Consider the following 12,415-nt stretch of genomic DNA (forward strand, 5'->3'; position numbering starts at 1 on the left):
GATGTATGAATTCTTTAGTCAAATAAGTAATATTCTTAGTCAACCTTTTCTCACTCTTAGGTATACTACAGAAAGCATCCCTATTCTTTCAGCTTTTATTTTAGGGATTATCGGTGCTTTAGCACCTTGTCAATTTACTGGTAACCTAGGGCCTATTACGATATATGGAAATAAATCTGTTCAAAAAAGTATGGCTTGGGCTGAGGTATTCCTTTTTATTTTAGGAAAAATCGTTGTTTTTTCAGGTTTAGGCCTTATTGTTTGGTTATTAGGCAGTGAGTTTGAATCAACATTGACTCTCTATTTTCCATGGATACGTAGGGTAGTTGGACCTATGTTAATATTGATCGGATTATTTATGATTGAAATTTCATTAAGTTTAGGAAGTCTTTATCACTTGGAAGCATACCAGACCGTTTTCTGAGAAAAGGAAAACTTGGCTCCTTTTTAATGGGAGTTAGCTTTTCGTTAGGGTTCTGTCCGACAATGTTTGTATTATTTTTTGTAAGCTTAATGCCGATGGTTGTGTCAGTATCCTATGGGGCAGTATTACCAACCATCTTTGCCATCGGAACATCCTTGCCTTTGATTATTGCAATTTTTCTGATCTGGTATTTTGAATTAAGTGGAAAGTTAATGAAAAAGAAAGGGAGAAAAATTGGTTCTATCGTCCAAAAAATAGCAGGTTGGATAATGATCATACTTGGAATATTAGATACATTAACTTATTGGACGTAAATTAGCTATTTTAAAAAGATAAAAGATTAATAGAAAATATATGTATACTCACCTCATGAAAAGGTAAAGATAATCGTGAGGTGAGTTTTTTATGAAATCTATCAAATTGACTATAGTATTTCTGATACTATTAAGCTTTTTCTATACAAACAGGGCAGTTAATAGTCAAAGTAATACAAATGGATTATTGGAGTTAACAGAAATTGTTCAAAAGGAAAAAATAACATTAAATTCATGGAAAATTTATATAATGAAACCGGTTAAGGATGTAACCAGTGAAAAAGATATTCAAAGAGAAATAGAAAGAATACAAAAAGATGAAGAAGGATATAAGTGGGATATTAGTCGTGATGAAGGCAGTGAAGAACAACACTATATTACAGTTGGTTACAAACAAATCGAACCAAAAGAAATAGAGATGCGAGTTAAAGTTACTGCCTTTCTTGTAGGGAATAAGTACAGAATATATCATTCTTATGAAATTAAGGGTCAAACTTGGAATAAAGAATTATGGGATTTTATTAATGCTAACTTTAATAATGAAGTTAACGGACAAAATGAAGTCTTTTATACTCTTAAAGGCACAATGAAAGAAAAGAATGGCTTTGAATTAAGGGAAGAGGGGGATCTTCTCTTAAGAGAATTCTCTGGTACCTTTGTGGAAGGATTAATTGAAGATGATTTGGTTTCATTATCTGCATATACTAATCTTTTGGAGTCATATACATTAAGGATAAATGAAAAGAAAATTAATCTTCAAATAGGTCTTAGGAAAAATCAAAAGGATGATTTAATTGATGTTACGATTGGTACCCCTATAATAACTTCTGGATACTAGAAAACAATATTATCAAAGAGTAACAGGATCATTCATTTTTAAGTGTACATAAAATTAAAGGTTTTAAGTAGAGTATAATTGACAATTTATTAGAAATCTTAAATGATCAAGAAATTGTTGTAAAACTTTCATTCTAATTAAAGAAAAAAATAGAAGGGACCTTACTGCACTTGCTATACAGAAGTTTCGAGAACGTTCGGAAATCGGAACGAGAAAGTTTAAAAGATCTCGAAGGCACTGAATATGCTTCGAGGCGATGCTTATATAGTTGGAATTTGTGAAAACATTTGAGGCACGAAATTACTTTGCTCTTTTTGTCTCTTTCGCAAAGGCACTAACCATTCAATTAGTTGATATAGAATCCATATGGATCAATATCTTGTGTGTCACTGTTGTTGATTTCATTGTTCTTTTTGTGCTAAAACGTTTTTAAATTTTGCGAAAAAATGACCACCTACAGATTAATAGGTGGTCATGTAGATTACAACAGGCTACGGCACTCATTGATGCACTCTTGTAAGTCTCTCGAAGCGTGTTGTAAACGTTCATTGCTCATTTTAGACATAGCGTTATTTAAGTGTCTCATTGCGCTTTCACATTCATTAATACATTCTTGGAGTTGTTGTTTATTATCCATGATAATCCCTCCTTTCCAAAAATTTATTGTTACCTAGAAGTAGGGAATTATTCGTTTAATAGTAAACCTGTTACTGAGTCACCTATTAAAACAGAAGGTCACATAAGCAGTTGTTGTAAGGGGAAGTTGAAGTCATACAGAAAAATAGATGGAAGACCTTTAGTTTGGATGTATTTAGATGAATTTTATAGCACCTCTCAAGATGAAATAAATTTAAAGATAAGAAGATCACTCGAAATTGAAAAAACTGAACAATCAAAATCATTACACTCCAAGAGAATTTCGGGTGGGAACAATTCACATGCAAGATCAGTTTTTTGTATCACAACAAATAAACCTTTCAATACAGCAAAGGAAGGATCTCTCTATTATAATATTGGTGTTAATGGTAGTTCAGTAACATCGTGTTGTAAAGGCAGGTTAAAATCAGCCGGAAAAGATCCAGAAACAGGAGAAAAATTAACATGGATGTACTATGAAGATTACATAAAAAGCAAAGATATACATAAAGAAGTATGTTAAAAATAAATTATACATAACTAGTTAAAACGTTGAATTTATAGAAAAGGAGATTGATAACTTGAAATGTTCTTCAGAATCCTTTAGAAGTATCAGAGGTAAGTTTCAGAAAGCAACGAAAGAACAGAATTTTACATATGAAGATGTTTTAAAGGATATAGAGTTAATGGAAAATGGTGGAATGGATAAGAAGACTGCAAGACAATTTCTTGAAGAAATGAGAGTAAAAGAAAATAATCAATACAGATAAACTAAACAAACAAAAAACAGGAAGTATCGATACATAAGTGCTGCGCAGCCTCCGTTGATCTGGAGGAGAATAGGGAAATGGGTAGAAGAAAAACGCATGAGGAATTTGTACAGGAAGTATTTGAGTTAGTTGGAGAAGAGTACGAAATTTTAGGGACTTATATAAACGCTAAAACTAAAATAAAGATGATACACAGTAAGTGCGGATACGAATGGGAGACCGCAACTCCTTCTAATTTTACTAATAAAAATAATCCCAAACGATGTCCTAAATGTGCAGGAAACATACAGAAAACAACTGAATTATTCAAAAAAGAAGTGTTTAATTTAGTCGGAGATGAATACACTGTCTTAGGAGAATATATTAACGCCCATCATTTGTTTGATCAATTAAATCATTATACTTTTTTCTTAGTTCTTCATTGGTATAAGACATTTTATCAATCCCCTTACATGTAGTAGTAATCTTCAGCAATAAAAGCGCTAGAGTAGAACATTAATGGACTGTACAGCAGTCTTTTTTTTATTTCATTATTTGTTATTGGGGTAGCGTCAGGAAAATGCGGATTTACAACGCTAAGCATATTTTCGAGACGACTTCCCCATTTTTAACAACGTTAAGAAAATTTCAATGGTCTTAAAGAATCTAACGAGACAATTTTCTCTGAATTAAAATGGTATTCTCCTAGCAAATTAATATGTTCCCAACCTAAAGGTGACATATGGTGCAATAATTCTTCATTAAACCTACCAGACTGTTTTTGATATTCAACTGCTTTTGTTAGATGTAAGGTATTCCAGATACTAATGGCATTGATAATTATGTTTAAAGCACTGGCCCTTTGAAGTTGATGCTGTATTGTTCGTTCCCTAAGCTCTCCTTGTTTACCAAAGAAAATAGCTCTTGCCAGCCCATTCATGGCTTCTCCTTTGTTCAATCCTCTTTGTATTTTTCTTCTTAAAGATTCATCTGAAACGTAATTAAGAATAAAGATCGTTTTTTCTATTCGTCCCATTTCTCGTAAGGCTGTAGCTAGGCTGTTCTGTCTTGAATAAGAACCTAATTTCCCCATAATAAGTGATGCTGAGACTGTTCCTTCTCTTACTGAATGGCCTAATCGTAAAACATCCTCATAATTCTCTCCAATGACTTTTGTATTAATTTGTCCACGTAAAATTGTTTCTAGTTTTGGATACTCACTTGCTTTATCTATTGTAAATAATTTCGAGTCTGATAAATCTCTTATTCTTGGAGCAAATTTAAATCCTAATAGATGGGTTAATCCAAAAATTTGGTCTGTATAACCGGCTGTATCCGTGTAATGCTCTTCTATGTTTAGATCCGTCTCATGATGCAATAAACCATCCAATACATGAATCGCATCCCTTGAATTTGTATGAATAATCTTTGTGTAGTAAGAAGAGAACTGGTCACTCGTAAATCGATAGATGGTAGCTCCTTTTCCAGTTCCGTAATGTGGATTTGCATCTGCATGTAGTGACGAAACACCTAACTGCATTCTCATACCATCTGACGAAGATGTTGTACCATCGCCCCAATAGGAAGACAAATGTAATTTGTGATGAAAATTTACTAATACGGCTTGGGCTTTATTCATGGCATCTTCATACATGCGCCACTGAGAAACATTTGCTAATTGCTTATATGTAAGTCCGGGTGTTGCTTCAGCCATCTTGCTCAAACCAATATTCATTCCCATTCCTAAAAGAGCAGCCATAATAATAATCGTTTCTTCTTTATCAGGTTTTCTATTATTGGAAGCATGAGTAAATTGATCATGAAATCCTGTAATATAAGCAACATCCATGAGTAAATCGGTTAATTTTATTCTTGGTAGCATCTGATAAAGGCTTGCACTAAACTTTTTTGCCTCTTCTGGAACATCTTTTTCTAAGCGTGCGAGTGACAGCTTTCCTTTTTCAAGAGAAACCCCATCCAACTTGTTGGAATTGGAAGCTAACCACTTTAACCTTTCATTAAGGCTGCTGGTTCTCTCCTTTATATAATCCTCGAATGATAAACTAACTGATAATCTCGTATTCTCCCTCGTTTGATTCCATGTATCTTCCGAAAACAAATATTCCTCAAAATCTCTATATTGTCTGCTACCAATAATGGAAACATCTCCTGCCCGAACATGCTCCCGAAGTTCTGATAAAACAGCCATTTCATAGTAATGACGATTTATTGTTGTACCATCATCCTCGTATAAATGCTTTTTCCATCGTTTTGAAATAAAATCCACAGGTGAGTCATTAGGCACTTTTCGTTTTCCGGATTCGTTCATTCCTCGGATAATCTCAACAGCCTTTAAAAGTGGCTCATTTGCCTTTGTGGAATGAAATTTCAATACTCTTAATAGCGTTGGCGTATATTTTCTTAGTGAATAAAACCGTTTTTGCAGTAGGTCTAAATAATCATAGTCGGCAGGACGTGCAAGCTCCTGAGCTTCTTCGACTGAAGAGACAAAGGAATTCCATTCGATAACGGATTCTAAAACCTCAAAAACGTCTAATTTTTCCTGTTTTGCTTTGATCAAAGCTTGTCCGATGTTCGTATAGTGTATAACTTTCTCATTCAGCTTTTTACCGTTTTGTTTCTGAATTTCCTCTTGAGCCTTACGGCCTTTTGATAACAGACTGAGTATTTGTCTGTCATGAATTTCAAAAGCTTTATCCGTTAACTCCTGAGTAAGATTTAATAAATAGACGGTTAATATTGAATAGCGTTTATTTTCCTGAAAGTCACGGAATGCATAAGGCTCATATCTTGAACCTAAACGAGATAGCTGTAACAGGCGATTGCGATGCAAATGACTAATTTTTACCGTCCCCAATTCTATTTCCCGTATGTATTCCAGCCGTTCTATTACTTTTAGAAATGTTTCGGGTGAAGGAAGACCCGGTGGTTCCTTTAACCAACCCAATATTGTTTTATTGGATTCGGATGGAAGCTGCGAAGTTATGATCTCTTCAAGTTTTTCTTTTTGCTCATTTGTTAGAGACTGACTAACCGTATTAAATAGCTTCTTTTCAGCCATTGCTCTTGCCTCCCACACCATTCTTTCAAGTGTAGTGATAGCTGGTAGTATGATTTTGTTTTTTCTTAGAAAATCTATGCATTCATGCAGTAGATGAATGGCATCACCATTTTCCAAAGCTAATTGATGAAGGTGCTTAAATGTCATTCGATATTCTCTCAGGGTAAAAGTTACAAAGTCGTATTCACTTCGAATTTCTTTCAAATGATCCCAAAGTGTATTTTCCCTTTGAGGATAATGACTAAGCGAGGATGGACTGGCACCGATCTGTTTCGATATATATTGTAAGACTGAATCTGGGATGCTTTTGATATGAGTGTATGGCCAACCGGGATACCGAAGAACAGCTAATTGAACGGCAAATCCTAAACGGTTTTCTTCCCTCCTTCGCTTGTTAACTATTTCTAAATCCCGTTTGGAAAAAGTGAAGTAGGTCCCCAGTATCCATTCATCTTCAGGGATTTGCATAAAAGCCTGTCTCTGTTCCGGTGTAAGCAATTCTCTACCTCTCGCAATTTTCATTCAGTATCATCCCATTTCTGTATTTTCAATTTATTAGTTCAATTATATATCAATAGAGTGTACTCTATTGATACAAGTATAGTAGACTGATAAAATCATAGTTAAGAGTGTCTCATAAGACTTGTCTCAAAAACGAGGTGAAATTTTGCAGAAAATCGGTTATATACGCGTCAGTTCGACTAGCCAAAATCCTTCAAGACAATTTCGGCAATTGAACGAAATTGGAATGGATATTATTTATGAAGAAAAAATTTCAGGAGCCACAAAGGATCGTGAACAACTTCAAAAAATGTTAGAGGATTTACAGGAAGGTGACATTATTTATGTTACAGATTTAACTCGGATCACTCGAAGTACGCAAGATTTATTTGAATTGATTGATTTAATACGAAATAAAAAGGCAAGCTTAAAATCACTTAAGGATACATGGCTAGATTTATCAGAAGATAATCCATATAGCCAATTCTTAATTACGGTAATGGCTGGTGTTAACCAATTAGAGCGAGACCTTATTCGTATGCGTCAGCGTGAAGGAATTGAGCTCGCAAAGAAAGAAGGGAAGTTTAAAGGACGGTTAAAGAAATATCATAAAAATCACGCAGGAATGAATTATGCAGTAAAGCTATATAAAGAAGGAAATATGACTGTAAATCAAATTTGTGAAATTACAAATGTATCTAGGGCTTCATTATATAGAAAGCTGTCAGAAGCGAACAATTAGTCACGCCTTATTTCATATAAGGCCCCGATTGTGGAGTATCTCTAATTACGTAGTAGACTAAATACTGCGCAACAAACAACTTCCTTCGTGAAAGAATGTACTTAGTAAAGAAGTAGGTTAAATAGGTGGTGGGTCAGCAAACGTGCCATTGGTATGGAGTAACTTATGGAATCTTTTAACCCTGTAAAATCCAAATAGAGAAAACCATATTGAAACCAAAAGTCGGTTTCTTATTTCTATCTTATTTTTGAGAGTTCGACATACACTTGATTATTTAACAAGCATAGTTATGTTATTCTTGACCGTGTACCATAGTACACGGTTTATTATATTTCTGAGAGGTGAAATTTAATGAGTTATCGCATTAGTGCATTTGCTGATAAATGTGGGGTAAATAAAGAGACAATTAGATATTACGAAAGAAAGAACTTATTACAAGATCCTTTAAAAACAAATGCTGGTTATCGGATATATTCAGATGATGATGTGAAGCGTGTAGGGTTTATTAAACGTATACAAGAGCTTGGCTTTACTTTAAGTGAGATTTATAAATTACTTGGTGTTGTTGATAAGGATGAAGTTCGCTGTGAAGATATGTTTGAATTTGTATCTAAAAAAGAGGAAGAAGTTCAAAAACAAATAGAGGACTTAAAACGGATTGATCTTATGTTGAAAGATTTAAAAAGGCGATGTCCAGATGAAAAACAATTACATGCCTGCCCAATCATTGAAACATTGATTGAGGACTAATGAAAGGAATTTAGAAATGAAACATAAAAAGACCTTTATTGCAGGGCTTATAGGTACATTTTTGGTTTTGTTATGTTGTGCTACACCTATTTTAGTTATTTTATTAGGTACGCTTGGATTAGGCGCAATAACAGGCTATTTAGATTTTGTTCTGATTCCTGTTTTAGCTGTTTTTCTTGGTTTAACTTTTTATGCTTATTCTAAATATGAAAAATCACATAAAAAAAGGAGATGTAAAAAATGAAAGAAAGAGTTGTTGCAATTGCTTCGATGTTTTCAGCTTTTTTAGCAAGTCTTTGTTGAATTGGCTTAGCGATCTTAATACCACTTGGTCTAAGTGGTTTAGCTGGAACACTTGCCGTTACGTTTGCGCCATATCGAATTTGGTTTATTGTTATCACGGTTATTATGCTTTCTTTTGCTCATTTACTTGTATGGAAACAAAAAAATAGTTCAAAGAAAACGAAGAAGTTGGTATGGGTTAGTACAATCGTTTCTGGGGTAATGCTTATCTATACATTGTTCAGTCAGGGGATATAAGGCATGATGAAATATTTAATATATCTATTCATTGTATTTGGATTGGTTGTTGTCCTTTCTGGGTGTGGTCAAAAAGCAGTTGAAGAAGGTTCAAAAACAAGAGAGGTTCCATCGGAAAACTTAGAATCTGTTTCGTTTAAAATAGATGGTTTTACTTGAGTATCTTGCGCTTTTACGGTGAGTTCCGCCGTTTCTAATTTAGAGGGTATTCAAGATATAGAAGTTGAAGGATCAGGAGAAGCCCAACTTACATTTGATAAATCGAAAACTAGCTTAGAAGAAATTGAAGAAATAATTACTGATTTAGGGTATGAAATAAGGAAATAGGAAAATTTAAGATAAAACAGGAGGTTGAAGTAATGAATAAATTTAAGATAAATATTCAAGGAATGACTTGTACGGGTTGTGAAGAGCATGTGGCAGTAGCACTTGAAAATATAGGTGCTAGAAATATTGAAGCTAGTTTTCGTTGTGGTGAAGCAGTATTTGAATTACCCAATGATATTGGGGTTGAAAGTGCAAAAAAGGCAATTGATGAAGCAAAATATCAACCTGGAGAAATAGAAGAAGTACAATCTGAAGAAAAAGTGGTTTTAGGTGATGAGGGAGATTATGACTTACTTATCATTGGTTCTGGTGAAACTGCTTTTTCGGCTGCGATTAAATCCGTTGAATACGGGGCAAAAGTAGCCATGATTGAGCGTGGAACCGTTGGGGGAACATGTGTAAATATTGGTTGTGTGCCATCAAAAACACTTCTTAGAGCTGGGGAAATCAATCATTTAGCAAAAGTTAATCCATTTATAGGTTTACAGGCATCTGCTGGAAAAGTGGAATTAGCTCCTTTAGTAAAGCAAAAAGATGAGTTAGTAAGCGAACTTCGGAATCAAAAATATGTCAATTTAATTGATGAATATGGCTTTGAGTTAATTGAAGGTGAAGCAATATTTGTTGATGAAAATACAGTTAAAGTTAACGGGAAGAAACTTTCTGCAAAGCGTTTCTTAATTGCAACGGGCGCTTCTCCTTCCTTACCGCCGATTTCAGGACTTGAAAAAGTGGATTATTTAACAAGTACAACACTACTTGAATTAAAAAAGGTGCCAAAACGATTAACGGTTATTGGTTCAGGATATATCGGAATGGAACTTGGGCAATTGTTTCATAATTTAGGTTCAGAAGTCACGCTTATGCAAAGAAGTGAGCGACTTTTAAAAGAATATGATCCAGAAATTTCAGAAGCCGTAGAAAAAGCGTTAATTGAACAAGGTATTAACCTTGTAAAAGGGGCAACTTTTGAGCGTGTAGAACAAGAGGGGCAAATCAAAAAGGTTCATGTAACAGTAGATGGTAAGAAAAAAGTGGTGGAATCAGAGCAGTTACTTGTTGCAACAGGAAGAAAACCAAATACAGATTCTTTGAATTTAAGTGCCGCAGGGGTTGAAGTTGGAAAACGAAAAGAAATCCTGATAAATGACTACGCTAGGACAAGTAATGAAAAGATTTATGCAGCAGGCGATGTAACATTAGGACCTCAATTCGTTTATGTAGCAGCATATGAAGGTGGAATTGTTGCCGATAATGCGATTGGCGGATTAAATAAAAAATTAGATTTATCCGTTGTTCCTGGCGTAACTTTTACCAATCCATCGATTGCAACGGTTGGGTTGACAGAAGCACAAGCAAGAGAAAAAGGCTATGAAGTAAAAACATCTGTATTGCCTTTAGATGCCGTTCCAAGAGCGATAGTAAACCGTGAAACAACAGGTGTGTTTAAACTTGTTGCGGATTCGAAAACATTAAAAGTGCTTGGGGTTCATATTGTATCTGAAAATGCAGGCGATGTGATTTATGCAGCGACTTTAGCCGTTAGGTTTAGCTTAACCGTAGAGGATTTAAAAGAAAGCCTTGCACCATATTTAACAATGGCAGAAGGATTAAAATTAGCTGCTCTTACCTTTGATAAAGATGTATCGAAATTATCTTGTTGTGCAGGATGATAAAAGAGGTTCCCATTAGGGACCCTTTTTTATTATGAATAAAAAGAAGATGATAAGGTTTTTGGTATGATATGGTTGATGAAAACGACGATATTTGTGGAGCAGGATTATTAAATAAAAAATCATAAAATTACCATTGACCCTGTACTATGGTACGTGGTTCATACTAATAACAGAGGAGGGAAAAGAAATGGAAGGATTGACAATAAGCCAACTAGCAAAAGTTTGTGAGGTCAATATTGAAACCATTCGCTATTATGAAAGGCGTGGTTTAATTCCTAAACCTCCTCGAAACAATTCGGGATATAGAAAATTTCCTGAAGGTTTTGTAAAGGACATTCAGTTTATTAAAAGGACACAGGATTTAGGATTTACATTAGAAGAAATAAAAAATCTGTTAACTGCTTCAAATAATGAAGATTTTCGTTCAGAAGAAGTACATGATTTTGCCACAAGCAAAATCAAAGAAATTGAAGAAAGAATCGAAAATATGCACCAAATGAAAGCATTACTGGAAGATTTAGCAGAAAAGTGTCCTGGTTCTGGGGTTTCCAAAAACGATTGTCCTATTATCAAAAATTTTAAAGGAGTGAATGAAAATGGCTAAACGATTAGTAGAAGTATTTACATCAGGTTGCTATCTTTGTGATGACGTTGTAAAACAAGTGAAAGACCTTGCCTGTGATAATTGTGAGGTTGTCGTTTACGATTTAAATGAAGGTTGCGATACGAACGAATGTGAAGCAAAAGCAAAGGAATACGGCGTTAAATCAGTCCCAGCAGTTGCAATTAACGGCGAATTAGTAGATTGTTGCAAAAATAATGGAATCGATATTGAATCAATAAAAGCGGCAGGATTAGGTCAAGGATAATAGGATAATGTATTTAACAGGGCAAAATTGCCCTGTTATTATTTTGATGTTCTTTAATAAAGCTTCCTTAGATGAAGAAGAACAACTAACAAAACCAAGTCATTTACTGCACAGTACAACGATACTGTTCAACAAAAAAATTATTTTCAACAATCAGGCGTTTTAATTGAGAAATGAAAAAAGCCTAATCTCTTCACAGTTAATTGAGAAATCAGGCTTTTTGATATTGAAATTTCCTTAACGTTGTAAATCCGCATTTTCCTGACGCTACCCCTTATTGGGCAGGATAGTTTCAATTTAATGTTGAATCAATACAGAAAAAGGAGTTGATCAATTTGGTAGGCGTATTAAAAAAACTTTATCTTCAATTTATAGCTTTGTTTTCAGTATTACTTTTATGTTCTTCAGCTTTTGTTGATCCTCGAAGTTGGTGGAGTATTCGTGAAATAACAGAGATTAGTGCAGATGGTTTTTCATCACAATTTTCTTGGATAAAAATATCATGCTATGCCCTAGTTGTTGTAACTTTAGTTGGTATTCTAAACGTACCTTTGGTAAAAAGAGCGTTAAAAACTATAATGAAACTTGGAGTGATAAAACTTCAATTGCTTTTAAATAATGTTAGAACTTTATTGAATTAATGAATTGAGAATGTGTTACTTATTTTTGTAAGTTCCAAATTGAATGCTTTCTTTCTTCGACAATAAAAAGCGAGATTGTGAAACAACGTAGGTAGAAAATGATCAAACTTTTTTATAAAAACCAAACTTAAATCTGCTGGAGAAGAATCCATTTTGATCAATCTTCAAAATGGATTCTTTTTATTTATCGTAAAATATGGGTTTGTAATGTATTTTTGATCAAACTTTATTTCAAAGCTACAGAAGGTATTGGTTAAATTAAAATTGAAAACAGTATTTTGATTAACTAGATTATTTGTTGAAATGATTAATCTTAATCAAAAGCT

At 34.0% G+C, this 12,415-nt stretch carries 17 protein-coding genes and 1 pseudogene; 16 read left to right on the forward strand and 2 right to left on the reverse strand.

Annotation, left to right across the window (positions count from 1 at the left end; all coding sequences use genetic code 11):
- The first annotated feature begins 1 nt into the window (after position 1).
- The 3 genes and pseudogenes from MVE64_RS25940 (at position 2) to MVE64_RS28245 (ending at position 2,009) form a co-directional block, all read left to right on the forward strand.
- A pseudogene (locus MVE64_RS25940) lies at positions 2-738 on the forward strand (urease accessory protein UreH domain-containing protein).
- Positions 739-829: 91 nt separating this feature from the next.
- Entirely contained in the window at positions 830-1,576 is a 747-nt protein-coding gene (locus tag MVE64_RS25945; protein WP_247347517.1) for a YwmB family TATA-box binding protein, read from the forward strand.
- Positions 1,577-1,853: 277 nt separating this feature from the next.
- The gene (locus MVE64_RS28245) at positions 1,854-2,009 is read left to right on the forward strand and encodes a YIEGIA domain-containing protein (protein ID WP_379053357.1); all 156 of its coding nucleotides are present in this window, start codon (positions 1,854-1,856) and stop codon (positions 2,007-2,009) included.
- A gap of 48 nt (positions 2,010-2,057) precedes the next feature.
- Here the strand turns inward: MVE64_RS28245 and MVE64_RS25955 are convergent, their stop codons facing one another.
- Entirely contained in the window at positions 2,058-2,213 is a 156-nt protein-coding gene (locus tag MVE64_RS25955; protein WP_176551259.1) for a hypothetical protein, read from the reverse strand.
- A 126-nt stretch (positions 2,214-2,339) separates the two neighbouring features.
- Here MVE64_RS25955 and MVE64_RS25960 point away from each other — a divergent pair, with 126 nt between their 5' ends.
- From MVE64_RS25960 to MVE64_RS25970, 3 genes are all read left to right on the forward strand, one after another.
- Complete coding sequence (locus tag MVE64_RS25960) at positions 2,340-2,735, forward strand: hypothetical protein (protein ID WP_247347518.1); 396 nt, start codon at positions 2,340-2,342, stop codon at positions 2,733-2,735.
- A 58-nt stretch (positions 2,736-2,793) separates the two neighbouring features.
- Entirely contained in the window at positions 2,794-2,982 is a 189-nt protein-coding gene (locus tag MVE64_RS25965; RefSeq protein ID WP_247347519.1) for a hypothetical protein, read from the forward strand.
- Between the two features lie 77 nt (positions 2,983-3,059).
- Positions 3,060-3,440, forward strand: coding sequence for a zinc-ribbon domain-containing protein (locus MVE64_RS25970; RefSeq protein ID WP_247347520.1), 381 nt, complete (start codon positions 3,060-3,062; stop codon positions 3,438-3,440).
- A 158-nt stretch (positions 3,441-3,598) separates the two neighbouring features.
- Here MVE64_RS25970 and MVE64_RS25975 read toward each other — a convergent pair whose 3' ends face one another.
- Entirely contained in the window at positions 3,599-6,565 is a 2,967-nt protein-coding gene (locus MVE64_RS25975; RefSeq protein ID WP_247347521.1) for a Tn3 family transposase, read from the reverse strand.
- A 145-nt stretch (positions 6,566-6,710) separates the two neighbouring features.
- On the opposite strand from MVE64_RS25975, the gene MVE64_RS25980 reads away from it, so the two are divergent.
- From MVE64_RS25980 to MVE64_RS26020, 10 genes are all read left to right on the forward strand, one after another.
- Positions 6,711-7,286 (forward strand): recombinase family protein, encoded by a 576-nt coding sequence (locus tag MVE64_RS25980; protein WP_247347523.1) that lies wholly within the window; start codon positions 6,711-6,713, stop codon positions 7,284-7,286.
- Between the two features lie 351 nt (positions 7,287-7,637).
- Positions 7,638-8,036 (forward strand): mercury resistance transcriptional regulator MerR, encoded by a 399-nt coding sequence (gene merR / locus MVE64_RS25985; RefSeq protein WP_247347525.1) that lies wholly within the window; start codon positions 7,638-7,640, stop codon positions 8,034-8,036.
- 16 nt (positions 8,037-8,052) lie between these two features.
- Positions 8,053-8,280 (forward strand): mercury resistance system transport protein MerF, encoded by a 228-nt coding sequence (gene merF / locus MVE64_RS25990; RefSeq protein WP_247347527.1) that lies wholly within the window; start codon positions 8,053-8,055, stop codon positions 8,278-8,280.
- Entirely contained in the window at positions 8,277-8,576 is a 300-nt protein-coding gene (locus MVE64_RS27670; protein ID WP_281730525.1) for a mercuric transporter MerT family protein, read from the forward strand. Before merF ends, MVE64_RS27670 begins: the two co-directional genes overlap by 4 nt.
- A gap of 3 nt (positions 8,577-8,579) precedes the next feature.
- Positions 8,580-8,735 carry a lipoprotein gene (locus MVE64_RS25995; protein WP_247347528.1) on the forward strand — a complete coding sequence of 52 codons (156 nt, stop codon included), beginning with the start codon at positions 8,580-8,582 and terminating at the stop codon, positions 8,733-8,735.
- Positions 8,736-8,753: 18 nt separating this feature from the next.
- Positions 8,754-8,903 carry a heavy-metal-associated domain-containing protein gene (locus MVE64_RS26000; RefSeq protein ID WP_247347530.1) on the forward strand — a complete coding sequence of 50 codons (150 nt, stop codon included), beginning with the start codon at positions 8,754-8,756 and terminating at the stop codon, positions 8,901-8,903.
- A 32-nt stretch (positions 8,904-8,935) separates the two neighbouring features.
- Positions 8,936-10,576, forward strand: a complete 1,641-nt coding sequence (merA, locus tag MVE64_RS26005; protein ID WP_247347541.1) for a mercury(II) reductase — start codon at positions 8,936-8,938, stop codon at positions 10,574-10,576.
- A gap of 190 nt (positions 10,577-10,766) precedes the next feature.
- Positions 10,767-11,183 (forward strand): MerR family transcriptional regulator, encoded by a 417-nt coding sequence (locus MVE64_RS26010; protein WP_247347542.1) that lies wholly within the window; start codon positions 10,767-10,769, stop codon positions 11,181-11,183.
- On the forward strand, positions 11,176-11,448 hold the full coding sequence (locus tag MVE64_RS26015; RefSeq protein WP_247347544.1) for a thioredoxin family protein: 273 nt from the start codon (positions 11,176-11,178) through the stop codon (positions 11,446-11,448). The genes MVE64_RS26010 and MVE64_RS26015 overlap by 8 nt, the downstream gene beginning before the upstream one ends.
- A gap of 335 nt (positions 11,449-11,783) precedes the next feature.
- Entirely contained in the window at positions 11,784-12,089 is a 306-nt protein-coding gene (locus MVE64_RS26020) for a hypothetical protein (protein WP_247347546.1), read from the forward strand.
- The last annotated feature ends 326 nt before the right edge of the window (positions 12,090-12,415 follow it).

It is taken from the genome of Metabacillus endolithicus (genome assembly GCF_023078335.1).
GTDB classification, from domain to species: Bacteria; Bacillota; Bacilli; order Bacillales; family Bacillaceae; genus Metabacillus; species Metabacillus endolithicus.

Bases quoted from the DNA above. Each gene is read 5' to 3' on its own strand.
- MVE64_RS26015 (WP_247347544.1), top strand. From the start codon at position 11,176: ATGGCTAAACGATTAGTAGAAGTATTTACATCAGGTTGCTATCTTTGT.
- merF (WP_247347527.1), top strand. From the start codon at position 8,053: ATGAAACATAAAAAGACCTTTATTGCAGGGCTTATAGGTACATTTTTG.
- MVE64_RS26010 (WP_247347542.1), top strand. From the start codon at position 10,767: ATGGAAGGATTGACAATAAGCCAACTAGCAAAAGTTTGTGAGGTCAAT.
- MVE64_RS25995 (WP_247347528.1), top strand. From the start codon at position 8,580: ATGATGAAATATTTAATATATCTATTCATTGTATTTGGATTGGTTGTT.
- MVE64_RS25970 (WP_247347520.1), top strand. From the start codon at position 3,060: ATGGGTAGAAGAAAAACGCATGAGGAATTTGTACAGGAAGTATTTGAG.
- merR (WP_247347525.1), top strand. From the start codon at position 7,638: ATGAGTTATCGCATTAGTGCATTTGCTGATAAATGTGGGGTAAATAAA.
- MVE64_RS25945 (WP_247347517.1), top strand. From the start codon at position 830: ATGAAATCTATCAAATTGACTATAGTATTTCTGATACTATTAAGCTTT.
- MVE64_RS25975 (WP_247347521.1), bottom strand. From the start codon at position 6,565: ATGAAAATTGCGAGAGGTAGAGAATTGCTTACACCGGAACAGAGACAG.
- merA (WP_247347541.1), top strand. From the start codon at position 8,936: ATGAATAAATTTAAGATAAATATTCAAGGAATGACTTGTACGGGTTGT.
- MVE64_RS25955 (WP_176551259.1), bottom strand. From the start codon at position 2,213: ATGGATAATAAACAACAACTCCAAGAATGTATTAATGAATGTGAAAGC.